Origin of the sequence: Burkholderia sp. PAMC 26561 (genome assembly GCF_001557535.2) — a bacterium.
Classification (GTDB): Bacteria; Pseudomonadota; Gammaproteobacteria; order Burkholderiales; family Burkholderiaceae; genus Caballeronia.
The window spans coordinates 24,181-43,388 of record NZ_CP014311.1 but is presented as its reverse complement, the minus strand read 5'-3'; the positions used below and the strand labels follow the sequence as shown (position 1 = coordinate 43,388).

The window sequence follows — 19,208 nt, the reverse complement described above, 5'->3', positions numbered from 1 at the left end:
GTCGATTTTCCGCAAATCCGCAGTCATGGCAGCCTCCCGATGTCCGCTGCGTTTGCAAGTACTGCAATGTCAAGGGTTTGCCAATCCCAACGTGGAACATACCGTCCTTCAGCGGCGTTAGCGACAACCTCCGCGAGCGCCGGGGGCAAGCTAACGCCAAAGATCTGCTCGAGTTGTGCACAATAAGTTTTTGACTTAGCTCGTGCAAACACCTCGAAAGCATCGTGTTTATTTAACGCATACAACAGTGTCTCAGGGTGCCATCGAATCCCCGTTTTATGGAAAGCCGCCCTCAAGAAAGCTATAAAATCGGCCTGCATCAAATCTGTTGTGCTAATCCCAGTTCCCGTTACTCGTTCTATTAACAGGTCGGCTCGCAAAGAAAGTCGTCTTAACTGAAGCTTTTGGTTCCGAATCTCCAGCGATTTAAGAGGCTGCCATATTCTGGAATAAGACTCGGTACCTTGTCTCTGTATTTGCATAGAAATTGGTCCATAGTACAGCTTGGTCAGAAGCAATTGAACGACATCAAATTTTTCAAATTTAATAAAAACCGCCAATGCATACAAGAATAGCTCATGCATTACAAACTTAAAAAAATCGGCGTCTGTCTCGCGATATTGCATGACGCCGGACGGTATTGTGTCATAAGCTATCACTGACTCTATAAATCGATGAATTTCTTCAGCATTTCTCAAAGAAGATGCATATTGAGCAAGTGCAATAAACACTTGTATTGCCTCGTTCCTGGCCGGGAGAACTGCTTCTAGATTGGCTATCAGAACGTCAAATTGCTCATCTCCAGATGTGCTTCGAAAGGTGTCCAGGCTTGTTGAAAAGGTACGAAAGAAATCAGCGATGGCACCAGTCGCAGTTGGTCTGCCATTTTTAATTGACTCAACCGCCCGACGGTATGCGGAGGAAGTTCCAAGCGATGGAGTTGTTACGTCATTTAAAAATGACGGGGGTGACCCTAACTTAGGTTTTACATGAAATGGTTTATCAAAAATCCAACGCAATATACGATCAAAGTTTTCCGAATACGTCGCAGCGTCGCTTAGATCAATGTAAATACGTGATCCGTAAAATACCGGTAAATATGGATCACCATCCTTGTCTCGAGACGTGACAATTGCGAGAAATTTTCTATCGTCCTGTTGAGCGAACACCCTTGGCGAGATAATTTGTGTCTCTGTTCCAACGCCGCCGTGCCGGCCGTCGGCTTTTTCTGCGTAAGTACGGTCTGAGATAATAAGAACTTTCTTTACGCGCTCATCAGTTACCATAGACTCCATAAATTGGATCGAGTCGTCGCCTTCGCGCAAATCCCACTTATCAAGAACTACGTCTACTCCAGATTCGACAAGTTCGGTGGAGAAACTCAAGACCCAATTTTGGTGTTCTTCGTTGGACCAGCTATAAGATATAAACACTCTTGGCGTCATCATGTTTCTCTGAGGGATAAGGTAATGCAGCATATTACTTGATTTAAACATTTTTAATCGGCCTAGCGGTTCAATCAAGCGCTCCCTATCGCTACAGCTCGGCTTTTAACTTCTACCGACAAAGGCACCACGAATAGTGGCGATTACGCTTACCTACCAGCACCAACGCATCTCCCACAAACTTCATTTAGCTAGGCATACTTAATACCCCGTATTCAGCGAAAGTTAGAGACGGGTTCGTTTGTTTAGCTCTTTTTTGGAGCCGCAATGGCTTGGATTGGCATCAAAGTCCCTTAGTAACGGGGATCAGGCCGCTTGCTTGCTTGCTAATCTAGCTGGATCAGGGTGCGCAAAAGTCGGCGAGGCCAACGTTATGGGTAATTTCTGCAGGGTCGCACATGCAACATCTCATGAACCGATTCGCTCATACCTGGAGTACCAGGCGCGCCCATCCCGACGGGCAAAAATTACGTCTTCTCCTCGTGGAGAAGACAACCGCAATGGCGTAGAAGCGCTAGCGGCCATGATGTCTCTTCACGACGCCGACTGCCGTGTTGCCCTCGGTGGGCGCGAAGCGATCGCGATTGCGAGCGAATGGTTACCGCAAATCATCGTGATGGATATTTCCATGCCGGATTGCAACGGTTTACAGGCAGCGTTGGCGATACGCGCGGATTCGCGGACCGTCGAAACCGTGATCATCGCGTTCACCGCTTTGGACGAACAGGATGTGCGCCAACGCCTCGTCGATGACGAGATCGACGCGTACTGCCAAAAGGGCCATGCGACCACCTACCTAATGCGGCTGATCGAGACGCTCACGAGCTGATATCGGTCGCATCCAAAGGACGGTGTCGCGCACCTACAAGGCCTTATCGACGCTTCGTTGCAAGCGCAACAAGTGCGAGCCCCGCGCCGAGCGCCGCATAGATCGGGACGAAAGAACGCGGCGGCACGTGCGCCTCGAATCCCGGCGTTACGCGTTCGGGCACCACGTGGTAATCCACGACATACGCAGTGGCGGCCGTAATTCCAGCGGCTCGCACGATCGCTCCTGTCGACGCGCGACGGCCACGCAGTGACTCGAATAGCAAGCCCCAAAAAACGCTGGCTCCCCAATGAATAAATGCACCAGTCCCCGTGAGCCGTACGCTCGCGCGCTCATCGAGCATGGCTTCTGCTGGCCACACGCAGTGCGCGACGGCATTTATCGGGGCTACGGCGCTTGATCCGTTGTTGACCCCCTCACGGGATGCAACTGCCCCAGAGGCAATTGCGGCACCAGTCCCAGACGCGAACGCGCGTGCCAGTAGATTAATGAATTGCATAAATTTCTCCTGTTAGTGGTCTACTCTCTCCGCAAGGATTGTTCTCCGGCTGATCATCCAAGCGGACATCGGCCTATTACCGTCCTGTTGTATCCTGCGCATTTTAAGAAGACGACGAGGGCTCTCCCCATGAAAGCTCGGATAACTTCCCACGCCCGAGTTACAAGCGTCGACGGTCCGGCGTTCGACCAATTCGACTACAGCCTTTACGGTGACGATGGGCTGTTTCACACCGATACTGTTACGGTTCGCACTGCGCGGGTTTTCGCGGCAGAGCTCGAAGGATCCAGCGCATTCATGATGCTGATGGTGGCTATTGCCGAGGCAGATCCGCAGAACTATGCCGCAATGGTCGGGCTATCGTTTGACGACACTTCGACTAATAGCGCAAATCACACGGACGAAAAAAAACCGCTCCCAACAGGAGCGGTTTATCGAAAGGGTTAAAACAGCGAGAGTGAAAACTGTTCGATGCACGCCTTAGGCGACGGCTCGTTGGTCGATTGGTCCAAGGGTACATCCCAAGTGATTTGAGAGCGTTCGAGATGCCCCAAATTTATAGAGCAAGTTGGCCTCGGGATCTGCGAGAAGTTCGCTGAACAGACAGCGGTATTCCTGCGGAGCATCATCTTGCCCCGATGCAACGATGCCGATGCGCAGAGCAAGCTCATCGGCCGACGCCACCGCCCACTTGCTTACCCCCTCAGGCGCACGCGAAATGGTCAACGCGGTGTCGCGCGGCACCGGTGAAGCTTTGCGCAGCATGTCCCGATATTCTGGGATGGCGCGCTTGGCGAAGCCGGGATGAGCCATATCGAGGTCATACGCGAGGTCGGTAATGAATGACCCGACGGCGTTGTATTGCCAGCCAGCGTGGTACCAAGGTTTTCCGTCGAACGACACCACCCGGTTTTCACCGTCGATCGCATGACACTTGACATCGGGCATCTGGCGCATGACCTGAGCGGCCGGCAGCAACCGCGGTACAGGAGCCGTCACCGGCACCGATCCGCAATCGTCGACGGTAAGCACACGCCATAAGCTGAATGGGCCGCCTTCGCCATATAACGCAATGAGCAGGTCGACATCCCCGTGCAGAGAAACGGATAGACCACCGGCACCCAACGCGTCGAACCGACTGTGCTGGCCCATCTTCGCAAGGCGCCGTTGCACATCATCCAGCGACTTCTCTGGGATGCTTGCATCGAAAGCTTTCCCCACCCGAAGGTCGATCTGCCTGTCGTGCAACATCATGGGTTTTGCCAGTTCTTGGCGCCAAGACTCGATGTATTGCTCGGGCCTGATATCACCGGATCTTGATTGCAGCATCCCGCCTTCACACGATCTGGCGTGGTGGAAGACTCTCCGCATCACGCTCTCATAATTGCCGATCGTAATGCCCGACCAATGGTCGCGATGCGGATAGCAGTTTTTCTCATAGGTTCTTTCGAACAACGCGAAAATCCATTCGCCATCAGCGCGTTGAAACGCGCCAGCACGCTTGCACGTCAAAACAGTTGCACCCATACAAAGCTCCAAGAAATTGATGCGGAGCAGCCCAAACGGGCTGCGTACCCGCTTAGGTAAGAAAGGCTGCGCGGAACGCCGCCGAACGAAAAAATGCCGACTCCTTGAAGGGAGTCGGCAGATTACAAACAGATAAAGACGATTACCACGGGATAGGTTCGGCCTCGCCTTTCCGAAGCTTCTTCTTCCGTGCTTTGCGCGCCACGTACGTGTAGCCAAAACGGGCCCAGGCCGCGGGGTCGATCGGAATCGGGTTCGTTCTCCCCGTTGCGAGGTTCACGAACACGCCCGAAAACGGCACCGCGCCCGTCCGAAACATCATCCACAAGAGGTTGAACGCCTGAACCGCGATCGCCTGATTGATTACCAACGACTGCTTGCGCAGTGCGTCGGCCATCGAACAGGACGGCGTTTCATCCGTTGCGTCGAGCGCAGCGTCGATCAGGTCCGGAAACAGTTCGCCCACATGCGGCAACCGCTCCGGTCTTTTCTTGGCTTCGCTCAACGCCATCAGCTGGCCGATCACCACTTGGCCACGGTCCGTGTCATTCCCGCAGTCGAGGTAATAGACGTTGGCGTTGCGGGCGGCCTCAACAATCGCTCCCCGCGCCGCACGCGTATCCACGCAACCAATGATCAGGTCTGCGCTGTAGCAATTCACATTTTTCGTGAACCGCTGCGTCTCGGCACGCCAGTTGGTACCCATCAACGCGTTCAACCGATTGACGATGAGCGAAGCTTTGTATTCGCCCACGTCGTTCGGATAAAAGCCTTGTCGGCCAACGTTGGTGGGACTCACCGTGTCGTCATCGAACACGGTGCAATCGATGCCACCCGGATGGCCGAGCTCCACCATCGCGTGGTGCAACCGAGCGAGACTCGGCAACACCGCGCTTCCGGTGCCGCCGGCGCCCACCACGATCACTTGCCAGGGCCGCGACAACATATGCGACGGGATCGGGTGACGAGCCTTCATAGCTTCGCTCATACAGCCCCCGCCAACTTGCTGACCCGGTACCACGCAGCCGGTACGCGCTCGACTTCCTCGAAGATGCCTTTCGCGCACAGCCGAAATGCGAAACTGGGCACGTGCGCGGCGCAATTTCCAACGACAAGCGAAAACTTGGTGTCGTGCTTGTCGTCTTCGTTGTCAATGCTCGAGAAATACGCCGGATGCCGGCCATGTGAATGGCAGTCGATGATCAACACCTCATCGTCGTGGCGTTCCGGCCGGTCGTACTGCAATGACCCGCTCGACTGCGAGAGGATCTCCATTGGCAGAAGCCGAAACTGATGCGTCCTGGTGCTCCAAACGATCCATGATCCGGTTTCGTTGGGGTACGCAGCGCGCGCCATCGCAACAAACTCACCAATCAGCTCTTCGGGCACACGACCACAAATCAGGTTCGTATGCTCTTCTACGCTGCCATACGGAATCGGAATCGGCGCCGTGAAACTGGCGACGCGCCGCACGAGTGAGATCCACGGAAGGCTGATCTCAAGAAATACGCCGTTTTCAGCAACCAGCAACCGCTCGCCGGCCGAGGCCATGGGACCAAGCGGCTCCCGCCGGGGAACCATGACCGTCGGAAACGAGCGTTGCAACACGCTATCTGCTGCATTCATATCAACGCTCCTTGCCGGCGATCAGTGCGCCGAGAGTAAATTTCATGGAAACAAGTGACTTCTTGGGAAATTGCTCGCCGAACGTGCCGTCGAGCATCGCCTTCCAGAAGGCAAATTCACCTTTGGGATAGGAAACACGCTTGCTACCGTGATTGGGGTGCGTGAACGCCGACTCGAAAAAGCCGCTCTCCCAGCCGGCGATCGAGGAAACGTCGATTCGCTTCGGAACATGAGCCGATCCGATGCAAATCTTTCCAAAATCCCAGGTGTTAAAGTAAGGCGGTTCATGCAGCGTCGAAGCCGGGGTTGGGCGGCTGTCTTCTTTCAGCGCGAACACGCTGAATCCGTTCGACGCTGCTCTGAACACCAAACCCGGATGCGGCACGATCGCGCTTCGCTTGCCGATTTCCGGGCAATCGAAGAACACGCGTCGCATCCCCGGTCTACACCACCACGTCACCGCGTCTTGCGACACCGCGAGCACTGTTTCTGGAAGAAACTCGGCTCTCGGTGCCGCGTTTTGCGACAGTTCCGTCAGGCATTTCAGAAGCGCTGCTCGATCGATTGGCCGACCCGCGCCGATCGATGCCCGACCGCCCTTTCCAGGGTTGATCGGATGCACCGTCCCGTAGTGCGCCGTCTGATCCCGGCCGCTATAAAGCAGGATGGCGCTGGTGGCGCACACCTCTTCCCGGCGATCCGAGCCGATATCCAAACCTTTCATATGAAGCTCCGATTGGTTATGCCGCAAGAGCCGCGATGACGCGGTCCAGTTGGCCAAGAATAGAAAATGCCTTCGACCAGTCCGCGTACTGCTTGCGGATCGCATCGGGCGTAGAAGCAAAGGGAATGAAGCCGTAAAACGTCGAGCCTTCACCGCTTTGAGACAGGTGCTCATAGTGGTCATCGAGCAGCTGGCTGATTCGCGGACTGTCACAGGCGATCAGCGTCGCTGCGGCATACGCACACTCAGGTCTCGCTTGCAGATCGAAAAGACACCGCGGCCGGCTGATTTTGAGCAGGAGCGTCAATGCTTCGAGCTCTCGGCAGATGCGCCGCACCGAACGAGGACCGCACTCGTGTAATTGCCGCAGTGACGCGGCACTGAGCGCAGGCGTAAGAGAAAACCGGTGCGTCTTTCGGTTGTACCGGCCGACGTCCATGTCGCTCGGACAAAGCTCGGCGCGGACCACCGAAGGAAGGTAGTTTTCCAACTCCGCTTCATCGTCGCCAAAGCGATCCTTGAGGATTTCAAGCACGTCCTCATCAGACGCCTTGCTGTCGCCGTCCCAGTAATACGAGGAAAACATCCCGAGAAACTCATCCGGCGTTCGAACCCAGATCGTTCGGCCCATCGCACGATTGATCAATGCCATCGTGGTCGAGACCAATCGCGGGTGGGCAGCGCGAAGCTGCGCCACCTTCTCGCCGATATCGAAGATGTTTTCTTCCTGCATTTCGATACCGAGATACAGAGGCGAAGTGGGCTCGAAGTCACGCGAGTCGTACTGATACTGCATCTGCTCGCGCACGGCTTCGACGTCGTGGATCACAAAGTTGAAGTTGAGGCACTTGAGCCGTGGCATTTCCCGCTTCGCCCAGGCAAAAAAGCCTCGGACAAACGCCTGGCCGGCGCTCGAGAATCCGGGAACGTCACGTGCCCGTATGGGGCCCGTGACGAACTGGTCGTAAATCAAACGGCAGACATCCTGTTCCGCCCGCCAGCGCATTACCGCCGAGGTCGGAACCCCGGAGGCAATGGCCGGCAGCGTCAGAAAACCATGGGCAGGTCCACGTCCGGCAGCGGCAGCGCGTTTCGATTGCCATTGGGCGCCCGCGACAGCGATGAGTGCACCAGCGTGCTGAGGATCGAAGAGCATTCACCGATCTCCTTGTCATGAAAAAAAACCGCCCTTCCGGGCGGCTCGTTAGTGGATGTAGCGTTGTCCGGGTCGGATAACGCCTTGAGTAACTCGCGCTCACGCATGGGAGCCTTTGGCACCGGCCGCGCGCACGAACTTGAACCGCATCACCTCGCCCGAGTACTCCGGGCCGTCGATGGCGGCTGTGGTCAGCTCCGGATACTGCGCGGAGTAAAGGTCGCGGACTTCATCCGGCGTGAAGGTCGGTCCAGGATCGGCCAGATTCACGCCGTTGTAGACAAACTCGCGAAGCAGCTTGGCAATAGCAATGGACATGTGAACCTCAGTCGAAAAGTGAAGTCAGGTCGGTGCCGGATTTTTCTACTGCCGGCGCGGCGGTCGATGTTGCTGCGGTGGTAGCGGTGCTTTGCTCGCCCTCAGCGTTGTCATCCGCCTCGTCTTCGTCCGATTCGTTGTCGAAAGACGGTTTGGCGGCGGCCGCAGGTTTCACTTTGCCGCCCGTCAGCGCTTTCGTCGCCTTGGAGACTTGCGTCGTTTGGGCAGCTTCAAGAATCGCGGTGGTTGCCGCGACCTGGTCGGCGAGCGACGCGCGCACACCCGTGTAAGCAGCGAGCGCATCTGCAAAACCGGCATCGAGCTCGGCTGCCGAAGCGGTCAGCACGAGCGGTTGCAGCATCGCGACATCTTTCGCCGAGCCTTCCGGCTTGACGAACACCACAACATCGTCGCCTTTCATCTGCAACGAAAGCGTGAGCTTCGTGCAGCTGCGCAGCAGCGGTTCGAGAGAAACAAACATGGGAAAACTCCTAAGAAATAAAAAGACCGCCACAAGGGCGGTCTGAACGAGATGGAACAGCCGGTCGATGCGCAGAAACGCGCGGGTTAATACTTGAGCACCTTCGGCAGCTTGCCCGTGTAGTCAAAGCCTTCGACGGCAAGAAGCGCGTCGATGACCTCGGTTTTGGACTTGCCGAAGACTTTCTTAAAGTTGTCGCCAAGCGCGGCCTGAAGACCGAGCTCGTTGGCGACCACCATCATTTCCGACTTCGTGATCAGTTCAAGAAACTCCTTGCAGAGCTTCCAGTGCAGACCCAGATCGAGCTTGTGGTGCTTGCATAGTTGGGTGAGGTAACTGACGTCCAACCCTTCGATCGCAGCCACAGCGATGCCAATCATGGCCTTGTCGAGCGTCTCGTCCGACGCGGCTTGCACCGCTGTCACCGATTTCGTCACGTCCTTCGAGGGGATGCGTTCTTCAGTCATCTTTTCCCAGATGCCGGAGAACGTCTGCTCCTCGATGCAGCGCGCGTTACCTGAAAGCACGATGGCGATCAGGTATTTGCGCGCCGTCGCCGGATCACGACCGACTTCGCGACGCAACGCTTTGCGCCAAAGTGCGACGCGATACGTCTTCATCTTGTCGGACTCGGCAACCGTTGTGACGGAAGGGTTAGTGGAAGGAGCAATGGAGCCCGTTGCACCGGCGGTTTTCTTCGCCGGGACTGCGCGAGCACCGGTACCGGATTTCGCTTCGGCCACCACAGGCTGGCTTGCAGCTTTCTCAGCCTGCAGGCGTGCGGCCACCTTCTTCATGTTGCAGACGGTGTCGAAGCACTGGCCCTTGTAGACCTTGCCCATCGAATCAGGCAGGCCACTGACCGCCGCACCGTAGTTTTGGCACGCGTGGCAGGCGATCGCCTGTTCCGCGCCGACGCCTTTAGGGCCGTCGACTGCCAACTGAACGCGCGTTTCGTTATCGCCCGCGCGCACGATGCGAACGACCGGGTACTCGTCGCGCAACCCCGTCACAACCGATGCGAGCTGGTGCTCGCTCTTCTCGTTGTAGCAGGCGCGATTCGTACAGTTTCCCGTCGTGATCGCTTCGCCGAACATTTCGCCCTGATTGGCCGAATTGTGGTGGCAGCCTGCGCAATCGGTTTTGTCGAAGATCGCGGCGGACAGGGAGCAAGCAACCTGTTCGATCGTTTTCTTGATTTCGCCGACCGATTTGCCTTCCTTGATGATCACAGGCAGCAACTTATCCTGTGTCTCTTTGGGAAGCGCCGCAAGCAACTCAGCATGACCGAGTTTGATCGTGCGGGTGTTCAGCGCTTCCAACACGCCGTTGCTGCAGTTCATGAGCGCAAGTCGCGCTTCGAGAGTCGCGAGCGACCAGCCAATCATGCGCGCCGCTTCCTCGCGATCGCCCTTACAGATGCCAACTTGCTCGGCCGCAGCAATGGCTTCTTCGGACGGCGCCATGTTGGCGCGCTGCACGTTTTCGATAAGGGCGAGCTGCTTCGCTTCGGCCTCATCGACTTCCTTTAGCGTAACGGGGATCTCGTAATCTTCCCCGTGAGCAATCATCGCGGCTCTGTATCTGCGTTCGCCGGCGATCAGGACCACGACACCGTCTTCGTCCAGACGCACGATGATCGGGGTACAGACGCCTTTCACCTGAACGGACGCCACCAACTCGGCCATTTCGGCAGGGTCGAAGTACTTGCGCGGGTTTGATCGAACGACGATGACTTTCAGGGGCAATGTCGGCTGCTTCTGAGCCAGCAAGGAAGCCACGAATGCGGCGCTTGCGGGAGTTTGCTGCTCGACGGCGGTAGGTTGTTGCATGGGACAGGTCTCCAAAATGGGAACCTGCCCGTTCGGGAGAGGTTCCCGAAGGGTTGAACAACGAAAAGAGAGGTTTGGCCGAGGTGATCGGCGACGGTCGATGCGTCAGGGACGCGGGTGATAGTGAAACAATACCTGCTACATCTGCCCGCCTAGATCAGAAAGGTGGTCAAAACATGGTGTCTTTCGGTGAGCCTCCTGGACTGCGCACAACTGCCGCTGCGCGACAGCATTGGTACGACAATCACAATCCGAGACCTCATTCTCTGCTCTTCGTGACAAGTGAATTTGGTATCCGACGAAGATGATCCCTTTCGTTTCGATGGATACTAGCGACCTTCGCTGCTCGAAAAGTCAAAAGAGACAGCCGCGTGCTTTCCTTTCTCGGAGCATTTGATGGTCGATATTTCACATGAATCTCCTATCCAAACCGAGTTGCGCCTTCGCACCGTAATGAAGGTTGCGCGCCTTAAATTGTATCCAGGTCTCTATGCCTTTGAAGAGTTTGCACTCGGCTCGTTTCCAAGCGCTGCACGTGCTGATGCTCTTGCGCTGGTGCGCGACGACAATATCTGGAGTCAACTTGTTCCGTGTGAAATTCATGGTCCAGACCTTTTCGGGGTCTTTCGATTTCACTTTCCAAAGGGTGCGGATAACAGTGGGTTCGTAGGATGGCTCGCGACGCACCTCAAGCGGAAGTTCGGAACTGGAGTCTTCGTGACATGCGGACAAAATAGTGCGGACGGAGGCATTTTCGACTACTGGGGAGTACCTGCTGTCCTGGCACACGAAATATTCGAAGAAGTGGAACTTTTGATCCACCCTGCAAACGCATTGGAAGAATAGATTTCGCCTTGCCACACACTTCGATGCCGTCGAAACCACCGACGACATAAACCCGGCACTCGGCCGTGATGTATTTCAATCAAGTTTCGCAAAACGCTCCGCTCAGAATCTGAGCGGGCTTTCCGCGACCGACTCTAGCCGACCCACAAGGGACAGCGAAGTTTCTCGATAACGGCCATCCCCGACAGTGATATCTCAAATTTTGCGATGCCTTCAGAAAGGGAAGCATTTGCCGTTAAGCGGTATGCACAACACCGAAAATTTACGTTTGGATAATGACAAATTTCCGTGACCCCATGGTTCGTTCGGGTAGGGAAAACCGGCTTTTAGCGCTGCGCATATATGTGCGCGAAGCGTTAGGCACAGGGGCAAGACCACTCGGAGTGGTGGCTGCCCTTTTAGTAGCACTCGCGCTGTTTCTAACGACGTGGCACCTTGCGATCGTTCCGGCATTTAGGGTGAACGTGGCGTCGCCGATCCCCCCGATACGTCAAGCAGTTGTGACTATCGATAAACTTTCGTGGCTTAGGCCTGGCCCCAAAGGCGGCTTCTTAATGAAGCAGTCGTTCGTATTTCGCGTCGAAGGGCTAGACGTAGAATATCCCGCGAGTTTTCATGCAAATCCAGGTGAATCAATAAAGGTTTTTTACGTGGTTGACCAGCAAGGAAGGATTCTCGTAAAAGGTATAGCCCAAGTCGATTAGCCAATTTAAGAAACGATTTTCCATTTGCTGTCAACGATCTAAGTCACGGTATTGAAGGACCGCTTGCGGCCGAACCCGGTCCCATGTCGAAATTCCGCAGGCGACCGTGAGCAATCAGTCGAATTCCGCAAGACGAGACATTCGATGTACCCTATGGCGGGAGGAACAGCAATTTACTACCGTCGCCAGTCATGAAGTATTTTGCTGGCTCGCACCCGTTCGTGCCTTGGCCGCGCGAATGTATGCGTCTGCCTGCCACTCCTCGTAACCTAGAAGGAACCCCTCCATGCGTTCAAGCGATTCGTTCCAGCCAGTTACTTCTCCTGTATGCAGAAGAAGTATATAGGCGTCAATCCGCCACGCTTCGTCAGGTCGCGCATACAATACGCGTCTTGTACGGTGGCCTCTGAAAACCTTCATTCCGACGTACTCTCTCTTTACAAATCGTCCAGCCGCCACATAACGGTCGAGTAGCCGCTCTGGAATCACACTGACGTCCGTCAGCGGTGGATATTCGCCGGCGAAAGCGGCAAAGGGTTTGACACCGTCTAGCATCAGCGCAAGCTCCCGATTTGTGTGGACTTGGTAAGGAAGGTCATCAAGCCAATGACGGGGTCTCAGAATCGCTGAGGCCGATTCTCCAACCGAGAAACCGAAATGCGCTGAGATTCTAGTCGCCTCGTGGGCGTCTAACTCATAGACACAACGTGCATCAAACCCTTCGTCCTCCAGTAAAGAGGAAATGACAGACGGATCTGGCAGTTCGATCGCAAAGCTCTTTGAAGGGCATGCCGTGGCTGCATCGATGATTTCGAGGATGAACTTAACAATCATGTCGGATTGCCCAAAGTTTGGTGCTTCAGATTGTCGTCAATCTAGCACCATCAGTCCAATGACCGCGTCTGGCCGGTTGCCAAAGTTAGTTCTATGCATAGAACTGGTGGAAAGCTTCGATCGACGCGGCTACGGAAAGCGGTTGTAGCGGGAAACATTGTGCAAGCTCATTCATGCTGGTCTGGTCGGTAAGCCGCCGAGTGAATAGCGCCACAGCGTCTTTCCTAATGTGCCCATGGCGGTTCAGAAATTGCCCCCAGAGGGGCATATTGCGGAACCTGTTTTCTGCCACCGTCGCCGTCGCGATGTAGCACTCAGGAAATAACCGTCTATAGGCTGGCAAGTTGTATAGCCACGAGACCCCGGCTACTCGCCTGACCTCCCTGTGCTGTGAGCGGACGTGGTTTATAAGCGAAGTCAGCTCAGATAACCGGGAGGCCAAGCGCTCCTCGCTCAATGGAGCATAACGCTCCTCATCGGCGTTATGGAAATGAAGCCGAATTCGGTCCGCATCCTCAATAGCGTACGAGAAACATCCGAACGTCGCGACAACCGTTGCGGGCTGAACCCGATGGGGCAGATGACGGTAAAAGCGGTACGTCCATTCGCGTAGATCGGTCTCGCGCCCCAACCCTGCCACATAAGCTGTCCAGACCGGACTATTGCTATCGAATTTTCGATCACCAACGAACCGCACGTACAGATTCGTGAAGTCAAGAAGAGCCACCGGCAACGCGATGGGTCCTAGCTCCGAGACTCTTCCGGCGAACTTGAGCTGAAGGTCAAAGAATTCCTTGGCGTAACTCATTCCGATTCCACCCGGTGAGACGTTTTCCTGTTGCGAGTTTAACAATTGTCGCCAATCCTCGGTCGGCTGCCGAATGTCCGAAAGTGGCCGACTCGGGACTCTCGCGATTCGCTCAACACATGTCGCAACAACGCTTCGATCGGGCCGACAGGTGCCGTAGGGGTCGATGCGCCGTCAAGATCAACAGACCAGCCCTCAACTGCCAGCCTCAACGATCATCCCCTGAGCCTATGGTCCGCGTCTGACCGCTCCTTGCCAACGTATAACCGGAATCATCTCCGATCCCGTATTTGGAGAGAGGCACGCTCAGACATTTACTTACATTTCTAACAGCTCGCCTTGTCCACGCTCACGGTGTCGTGCCGTTAACTAATCGTGGGCGTGAGCTGGGTTTGGCCCCCTTGGCTTACATTTCGCCGCCGCATCGGCTCTAAAAAGGCTTCATCGTGTCCGAGGATTATCAGTGATTACAAAGTTGAAGCTAGCGTCGTGGGCGATGATGTTAATTGCCTCGTTATGCATATCGGTGCCTGCATCGGCACATATCGACGTCGGTGTGGGAATCTACGCGCCTGCACCGCGGTATGCGCCGCCCCCGGTCGTGTACGGACCACCGCCGGTGATCTATGAAGCCCCGCCTGTCGTGTACGGCGCGCCTCCAGTGGTCTACGGTGCGCCGCCCGTTATCTATGGTGTGCCGCCAGGAGCTTCATCTTACGGTCCCCCAGGGACCTATTACGGGCCCGATTGGCGTGAAAGGGAGTGGCGCCGGCGTGAATGGGAAGAGCGGCACCGCGAAGATTGCCGTTGGCACGACTGTAACGATCGCCGGCGTTGGTGAATGGGCAACATATCGCGCCGCGAGGGCGCAATCGTGCAAAAGCAGCACTCCAGCCCTTTTGAGCAAGGACCAAGCTCCGTCGCCTATGGTCGCAAGTGGCAGATGACGCGGTGGCCGTAGGGGAGTCCACACCGCATACCGGCGCGATCCATCTCACTAGGGCATTCCAGCTCGGGTACAGATATTGTCATCGTGACAGCGTCCGGTAGGAATGGAAGGGCATAGTCCAACCTTGCCGGCATGCGAAAAATATGCGTAAACTGAACACTGAGGCATTTGACGCCTTCTTTAGCTTTTCCGCGCCTCCCCGCAACACGCTACATCCCAACATATAGGCCTTAGCACGAATCGTCACCACAACTTTTTACCGAGACAACGCAAGAAGTTGCACATACTGACCTACTTGTCGATAGGTTCCCTCAAAGGCGGAGGCAAAAAAAACCCGGCATTAGGCCGGGTTTTGACAAAAGGACACTATGGCAGTGGTCAGCTGCCGATCCAATCTTACACCGCAACCGCAGTTGCGATCGGCCGAGACAGAAGCGTCGTCACCGCCCCTGCAAGCGCCCACTCGCCAAACTTCGACTCATGGCTCTCGTGTACCAACCGGTCGAGGCAGATCACCTCGATCCCGTCGGCTTGCACCGTGCCGAGAATCTTGGCCAGCACCGCCCGGTTTGATCCTTCACGCTTAACCGTGACCGTGCTTTCACCGACCACAACATCCACATTCGTACTTTTCATGCAGCCTCCTTTAACAGTTTGCGCATTTCGCCGGCTGTTGCGTCAGCGAGAAGCGCCAGATCATCGACGAACCGGTCAAGCAACGAGTCCATGTGCAGAAACGTCTCGTCTTCAAGTTCCGGTGTCGTCCAGTCCAGTCCCGCCTGCGTTGCATCGCGTTTGTGCGCAACCATCTGGTCCTGGTAGACATCGATGCTTCCCGGCAAATGAAAGTACTCGACCTTCAAGACGCCTTTGCGATTCCAGCGCAATGCACGTCGCATCGCCTGGTATTCGATGCGCCACGTCCACGACCGGTCATAGAACAGGATGTAGTCAGCGTTGGGCAGGTTGTAGCCCGCTCGCCCCGATGCTTTGGTTGCGAGTAGGCCCGTCGCCGACCCCGTCAAAAACCGCTTGTCCTTGTCGGCCACGCGCTTCTTGATTGGGATTTCGCCATGAAAACGTACAGTCTCCACGCCGTCCGCGCCGAGCTCGCGCGCGATCAGATCAAGCACGCCCGGGTTCTCGGCGAAAACAATTGCCTTTTTGCCTTCCTGCGCAATGGCCTTCATCCTCGCAATCACCGCACGTTGCTTGCTGGTCAAGCGAAGCACACCATCGACACCTTCCATGCCGAACTGCGGATAGTTGGCGGCGAAGTGCACTGCGCGAATGCGCGCGAGGATCGTCACGAGATTGCACGCTTTCGTGTCGCTCCTTGATTGGCGGTACCAGTCCGCAAACTCGTCGGCCGCACGCAGGTATACCGCCAAGTGCTCGCGGTCCCACTGCACCGTGTTCACCTCGAACTCGGGCGGATCGATTTGGATGTACTTCGCAACCTCGGGTTCAGCAACCAGCCGCCGCTTGATATGCGGCGCCAGCATTGCCCGATAGCCGTGAAGGTTCCCGATCTTAGGCACCTCGCGTTTCGCCCCTTCCTGCAGGCTCTCCGCAAATTGCCACGTCACCCACTCAAGCACGACGAAATCATCGCGAAACCGGTCAACGCCTCGCATCGCATACTCGACCGACTTGATCCAGTTCGGCTCGAGGTAGCCGACCCTGTAGCCATACCGCTGCGCCGCGGTCCCGTCACCACCCGTAAATGCGATCAGCCCAAAGGCGTCTCTTGGGTAGTTGGGGATTGGCGACCCCGTGAGCACGAAACGACGCCGTGCCGAAAGCTCCCAAAGCGCTTGGCTTTGGTCGCTCGTTGGGTTGGCAAGCCTTTCGCCTTCATCGGCGACCAGCAAACCAATCCGCCGGCGAAGCCGATGCGCGTATGTAACACGCTTCGAACCTGCCCTATCGACCGGCATCCGCAATCGCTCGTAAGAGATCAGATTGATGCGCTTCAGTTCAACCAGATCGTCTGCGCTCCCGATAACCTTCACCTCATCCGGCGATATCGGCAGCAAGGCGATTTCGCTGAGCATCTCTTCGATCAATCGAGATTCCACAACGATGAGACCGTGCTTGACGCCCGATGCGAGAATCAGTGCGATGGAAAGCCTGGACTTTCCGCAACCCTGCTCCCACGCGATGACGCAGCCTGACGGCTTCAGAAGCGTTTCGATCAGGTCATCCGTCTGGAATTCCCAATCGAGCCATCGATCAATTCCCAGTGCTTCGACTCTGCTGCGCAACGCGTTAGCCTGTTGCGGATACTTTGCTAACAGCCCTTCGTGCACGACCTCCCAGCCCTCGGACACATTGTCGACCGCAAACCGCGCGTTCAACTCGTCGACAGAGAGCCAATAAGACGTGCCATGCACAGCGTAGCGGTAACGACCATCGTCATCGCGCGTGAAAGCCACATCTTGGCCGGCTTTGATGAGTGGGCTGCCCCACTTGGTCGCATCGACGACATGCGTTTGCTTGGCGGTCCCCGTGACCGAGTCGAGCGACCCTGTACCGGTGGTCCATGCGACGTGTCGAAGCGGCGTTGCCTGCCGCTCGCTGCGTCTCACCCGTCGTGCAAAGTGCTCAAGAAAGCCAGGTTTGAACATCGGCACGCCACCCGCAGCGCGGATCCTTCCGAATAGCTCATCGAGCGCAGTCAATGGGTTTGGCTGGACGAGATACGTCTCCATGTCCAGCAACCCTTGACCCGCATACCGAAAACCACGCGGCAGTCGATGACCGTCGCGCGAATAGATGCGAGAGTGAAGGACGCGATTGAGTACCATCGCTTCGGTAAATCCACAGGCAAACCCGAGGCGAATCTTGCGGCCATCGTGCGAGATCGCGACCGCGGTGTCGCCCGTGACCGGCCGAGTGATGAATGGCTCGCTGTCGTCAAGCTTTTGCAGCCTCAGTCTCGCTTCGCCAAAGGTTCGATCCTCGTAGTGCAGGCCGAGGTCCGGCGCGGCGCAGTTCAGGTCAGAGACGACCGTGCTGATACAACTGTGCGGCCGACTGCGATATCGATCAAACACCACGATAGCGGTTCGCACGTTTGCACCCTCTTCCTTGAAGGCATCGGGCGGCAACTCGAACAGACCAGCAGCGCGCCGCGCCGCTTCATCATCCCGATCGCCCGTGACCATCGCTTGCGCGGTAGTCAATGGCAACAGCGCAACAACGATGTTGGCCGCGTCAAGCGCCTGATACACCGCATATTCGTGACTCAACGCGCTCGTATGAGCGCCGTACCGGCCCCACGTCGTGCAAGCGAACGGCTTCAGGTGCGGCGATTCGAGGTGGATCGAAAACGGCGGATTGATGAGGGCGATATCGAAGCGGGTCGGTTGGATATCCTCCATCCCGGCTTGCCGAAATACGCACTCGAAACCTGCCGCCTCGAACGTGCTCTGACATCGAGATATGACGTCGGCATGAACGTCGATCCCATACACCGCGTGCTGCTCGGGATCTGCAAACTGCAACAGGCGCCCCGACCCCACCGAATTGTCCAGGATGCGGATTTTTCGGGGAATATTCCAGCCGCTCACGAAACTCCACATGAACGCGGCCAAGGCATCCGGCGTGAAGAACTGGCCAAGGTGCAAGCGCCTCGCGGCGTGAAGCTCCCCTTGGTGCGCGACCGGCGCGGCCTGTGAACCCAAGCTCACGGTCGACCGAAGCGGCGCGTACCAATCGGGCACAAACGAAAACAGATCTCTCTGCATGAATGACACTCCACAAATGAAAAGACCCGCCGAAGCGGGTCAGAAAGGAAAAGCACGCCGGTCAGTACCGGTCGCGCGAAGCAAGATGTTCAGCGCCGTACTCGCTCACGAACAGTGACAAGGCGTCACCGACCTGATGCGAGAACTTGAACTGCCATTTGTCGTTGAACATCACGACGTCAAGTCCGTTGAAGGACATCTTTTGGCGGGTTTCGAATTCGAGATCGCTCACGTTGCAGTGCTTGAGGTGCTGGCCCAAAGCGCCGAACTCGTGCTTGAACGCAAACGTCGCTAACCCGTCAAACGTCAGCGCAAGAGTTTGCGTCGATCCATAGTGAATGCGTCGTTTCCCGGAAGAGCGGAAAGACACTTCGGACGAGACGCGCTTTTCAAGCACGACAGCACTGCTCGTGCGCTTGATCTGCGAGTCGGGCTTCAACCAGAAGCCGTTGATGATCGCCTTCGCAGCTTGTGAAAACGCGACCTCACGGCCGGCATCGCCCGCGTAAGTCTTCTCAAGGTGTTGCCAAAAGCCGTCGAGATCTGGAAGCTTCCCCGCTTCGAGCACCTTTCCGACATCCAAGCCGAATCGCTTGAGCTCGGCATCTTTATCGATATCGAGCCGCCCGGATCCAGGCGCGAACTTGCGGGATGCCTCCATCACCAAGCGCCCGGTGAGGCGGCTGCAGAACTCCTGCAACTCCCGTTCAGTAGCGTAGGAACTTCGGGTGTTCATGGCGGTGTACCCCGCGCCAAGATCAGCGAAGGCTTCTTTTTCCGCTGCCAGGACATTGCCATAAGCGCGTTCGGCCGCGTCCTGCGCCGTTTTGAACAGATGAACCAGATTTGTGAACATGCAGATCTCCAAAAAGGAAATG

The 19,208-nt window shown here is 56.2% G+C and carries 18 protein-coding genes; 2 read left to right on the top strand and 16 right to left on the bottom strand.

Annotated features, from left to right (window positions below; all coding sequences use genetic code 11):
• Window positions 1-23 precede the first annotated feature (23 nt).
• Window positions 24-1,448, bottom strand: a complete 1,425-nt coding sequence (locus AXG89_RS33680; protein ID WP_069638506.1) for an SEFIR domain-containing protein — start codon at window positions 1,446-1,448, stop codon at window positions 24-26.
• Between the two features lie 370 nt (window positions 1,449-1,818).
• Between AXG89_RS33680 and AXG89_RS33675 the strand changes: the two genes are divergently transcribed.
• Window positions 1,819-2,274, top strand: a complete 456-nt coding sequence (locus AXG89_RS33675; protein WP_082771734.1) for a response regulator — start codon at window positions 1,819-1,821, stop codon at window positions 2,272-2,274.
• Between the two features lie 43 nt (window positions 2,275-2,317).
• Here AXG89_RS33675 and AXG89_RS43920 read toward each other — a convergent pair whose 3' ends face one another.
• From AXG89_RS43920 to AXG89_RS33625, 10 genes are all read right to left on the bottom strand, one after another.
• Window positions 2,318-2,491 (bottom strand): hypothetical protein, encoded by a 174-nt coding sequence (locus AXG89_RS43920; protein ID WP_236873617.1) that lies wholly within the window; start codon window positions 2,489-2,491, stop codon window positions 2,318-2,320.
• A 762-nt stretch (window positions 2,492-3,253) separates the two neighbouring features.
• Entirely contained in the window at window positions 3,254-4,300 is a 1,047-nt protein-coding gene (locus tag AXG89_RS33660; RefSeq protein WP_062174955.1) for a hypothetical protein, read from the bottom strand.
• Window positions 4,301-4,442: 142 nt separating this feature from the next.
• Window positions 4,443-5,288: a PRTRC system ThiF family protein gene (locus AXG89_RS33655; protein ID WP_062174954.1), complete on the bottom strand. Its 846-nt coding sequence runs from the start codon at window positions 5,286-5,288 to the stop codon at window positions 4,443-4,445.
• Window positions 5,285-5,926 (bottom strand): PRTRC system protein A, encoded by a 642-nt coding sequence (locus AXG89_RS33650; RefSeq protein WP_062174953.1) that lies wholly within the window; start codon window positions 5,924-5,926, stop codon window positions 5,285-5,287. The genes AXG89_RS33655 and AXG89_RS33650 overlap by 4 nt, the downstream gene beginning before the upstream one ends.
• Window position 5,927: 1 nt before the next feature.
• Window positions 5,928-6,650, bottom strand: coding sequence for a PRTRC system protein B (locus tag AXG89_RS33645; RefSeq protein WP_062174952.1), 723 nt, complete (start codon window positions 6,648-6,650; stop codon window positions 5,928-5,930).
• A 16-nt stretch (window positions 6,651-6,666) separates the two neighbouring features.
• Entirely contained in the window at window positions 6,667-7,656 is a 990-nt protein-coding gene (locus tag AXG89_RS33640) for a PRTRC system protein F (protein ID WP_069638504.1), read from the bottom strand.
• A 41-nt stretch (window positions 7,657-7,697) separates the two neighbouring features.
• Window positions 7,698-7,913 (bottom strand): hypothetical protein, encoded by a 216-nt coding sequence (locus AXG89_RS43915; RefSeq protein WP_236873616.1) that lies wholly within the window; start codon window positions 7,911-7,913, stop codon window positions 7,698-7,700.
• A complete protein-coding gene (locus tag AXG89_RS33635) occupies window positions 7,906-8,124 on the bottom strand; it encodes a PRTRC system protein C (protein WP_062174950.1) in 219 nt (72 codons plus the stop codon). Before AXG89_RS33635 ends, AXG89_RS43915 begins: the two co-directional genes overlap by 8 nt.
• 7 nt (window positions 8,125-8,131) lie before the next feature.
• Window positions 8,132-8,605 carry a PRTRC system protein E gene (locus tag AXG89_RS33630; RefSeq protein ID WP_062174949.1) on the bottom strand — a complete coding sequence of 158 codons (474 nt, stop codon included), beginning with the start codon at window positions 8,603-8,605 and terminating at the stop codon, window positions 8,132-8,134.
• An 86-nt stretch (window positions 8,606-8,691) separates the two neighbouring features.
• Window positions 8,692-10,437, bottom strand: a complete 1,746-nt coding sequence (locus AXG89_RS33625) for a PRTRC system ParB family protein (RefSeq protein ID WP_082771733.1) — start codon at window positions 10,435-10,437, stop codon at window positions 8,692-8,694.
• A gap of 396 nt (window positions 10,438-10,833) precedes the next feature.
• Between AXG89_RS33625 and AXG89_RS33620 the strand changes: the two genes are divergently transcribed.
• On the top strand, window positions 10,834-11,283 hold the full coding sequence (locus AXG89_RS33620; protein WP_082771732.1) for a DUF6196 family protein: 450 nt from the start codon (window positions 10,834-10,836) through the stop codon (window positions 11,281-11,283).
• An 893-nt stretch (window positions 11,284-12,176) separates the two neighbouring features.
• Here the strand turns inward: AXG89_RS33620 and AXG89_RS33610 are convergent.
• From AXG89_RS33610 to AXG89_RS33585, 5 genes are all read right to left on the bottom strand, one after another.
• On the bottom strand, window positions 12,177-12,821 hold the full coding sequence (locus tag AXG89_RS33610; RefSeq protein ID WP_062174946.1) for a hypothetical protein: 645 nt from the start codon (window positions 12,819-12,821) through the stop codon (window positions 12,177-12,179).
• A 91-nt stretch (window positions 12,822-12,912) separates the two neighbouring features.
• Entirely contained in the window at window positions 12,913-13,629 is a 717-nt protein-coding gene (locus AXG89_RS33605) for a hypothetical protein (protein ID WP_062174945.1), read from the bottom strand.
• Window positions 13,630-14,974: 1,345 nt separating this feature from the next.
• Window positions 14,975-15,214 (bottom strand): hypothetical protein, encoded by a 240-nt coding sequence (locus tag AXG89_RS33595; RefSeq protein WP_062174944.1) that lies wholly within the window; start codon window positions 15,212-15,214, stop codon window positions 14,975-14,977.
• Window positions 15,211-18,330, bottom strand: a complete 3,120-nt coding sequence (locus AXG89_RS33590; protein WP_062174943.1) for an SNF2-related protein — start codon at window positions 18,328-18,330, stop codon at window positions 15,211-15,213. The genes AXG89_RS33595 and AXG89_RS33590 overlap by 4 nt, the downstream gene beginning before the upstream one ends.
• Window positions 18,331-18,391: 61 nt before the next feature.
• Complete coding sequence (locus AXG89_RS33585) at window positions 18,392-19,186, bottom strand: class 1 isoprenoid biosynthesis enzyme (RefSeq protein ID WP_062174942.1); 795 nt, start codon at window positions 19,184-19,186, stop codon at window positions 18,392-18,394.
• Window positions 19,187-19,208 lie beyond the last annotated feature (22 nt).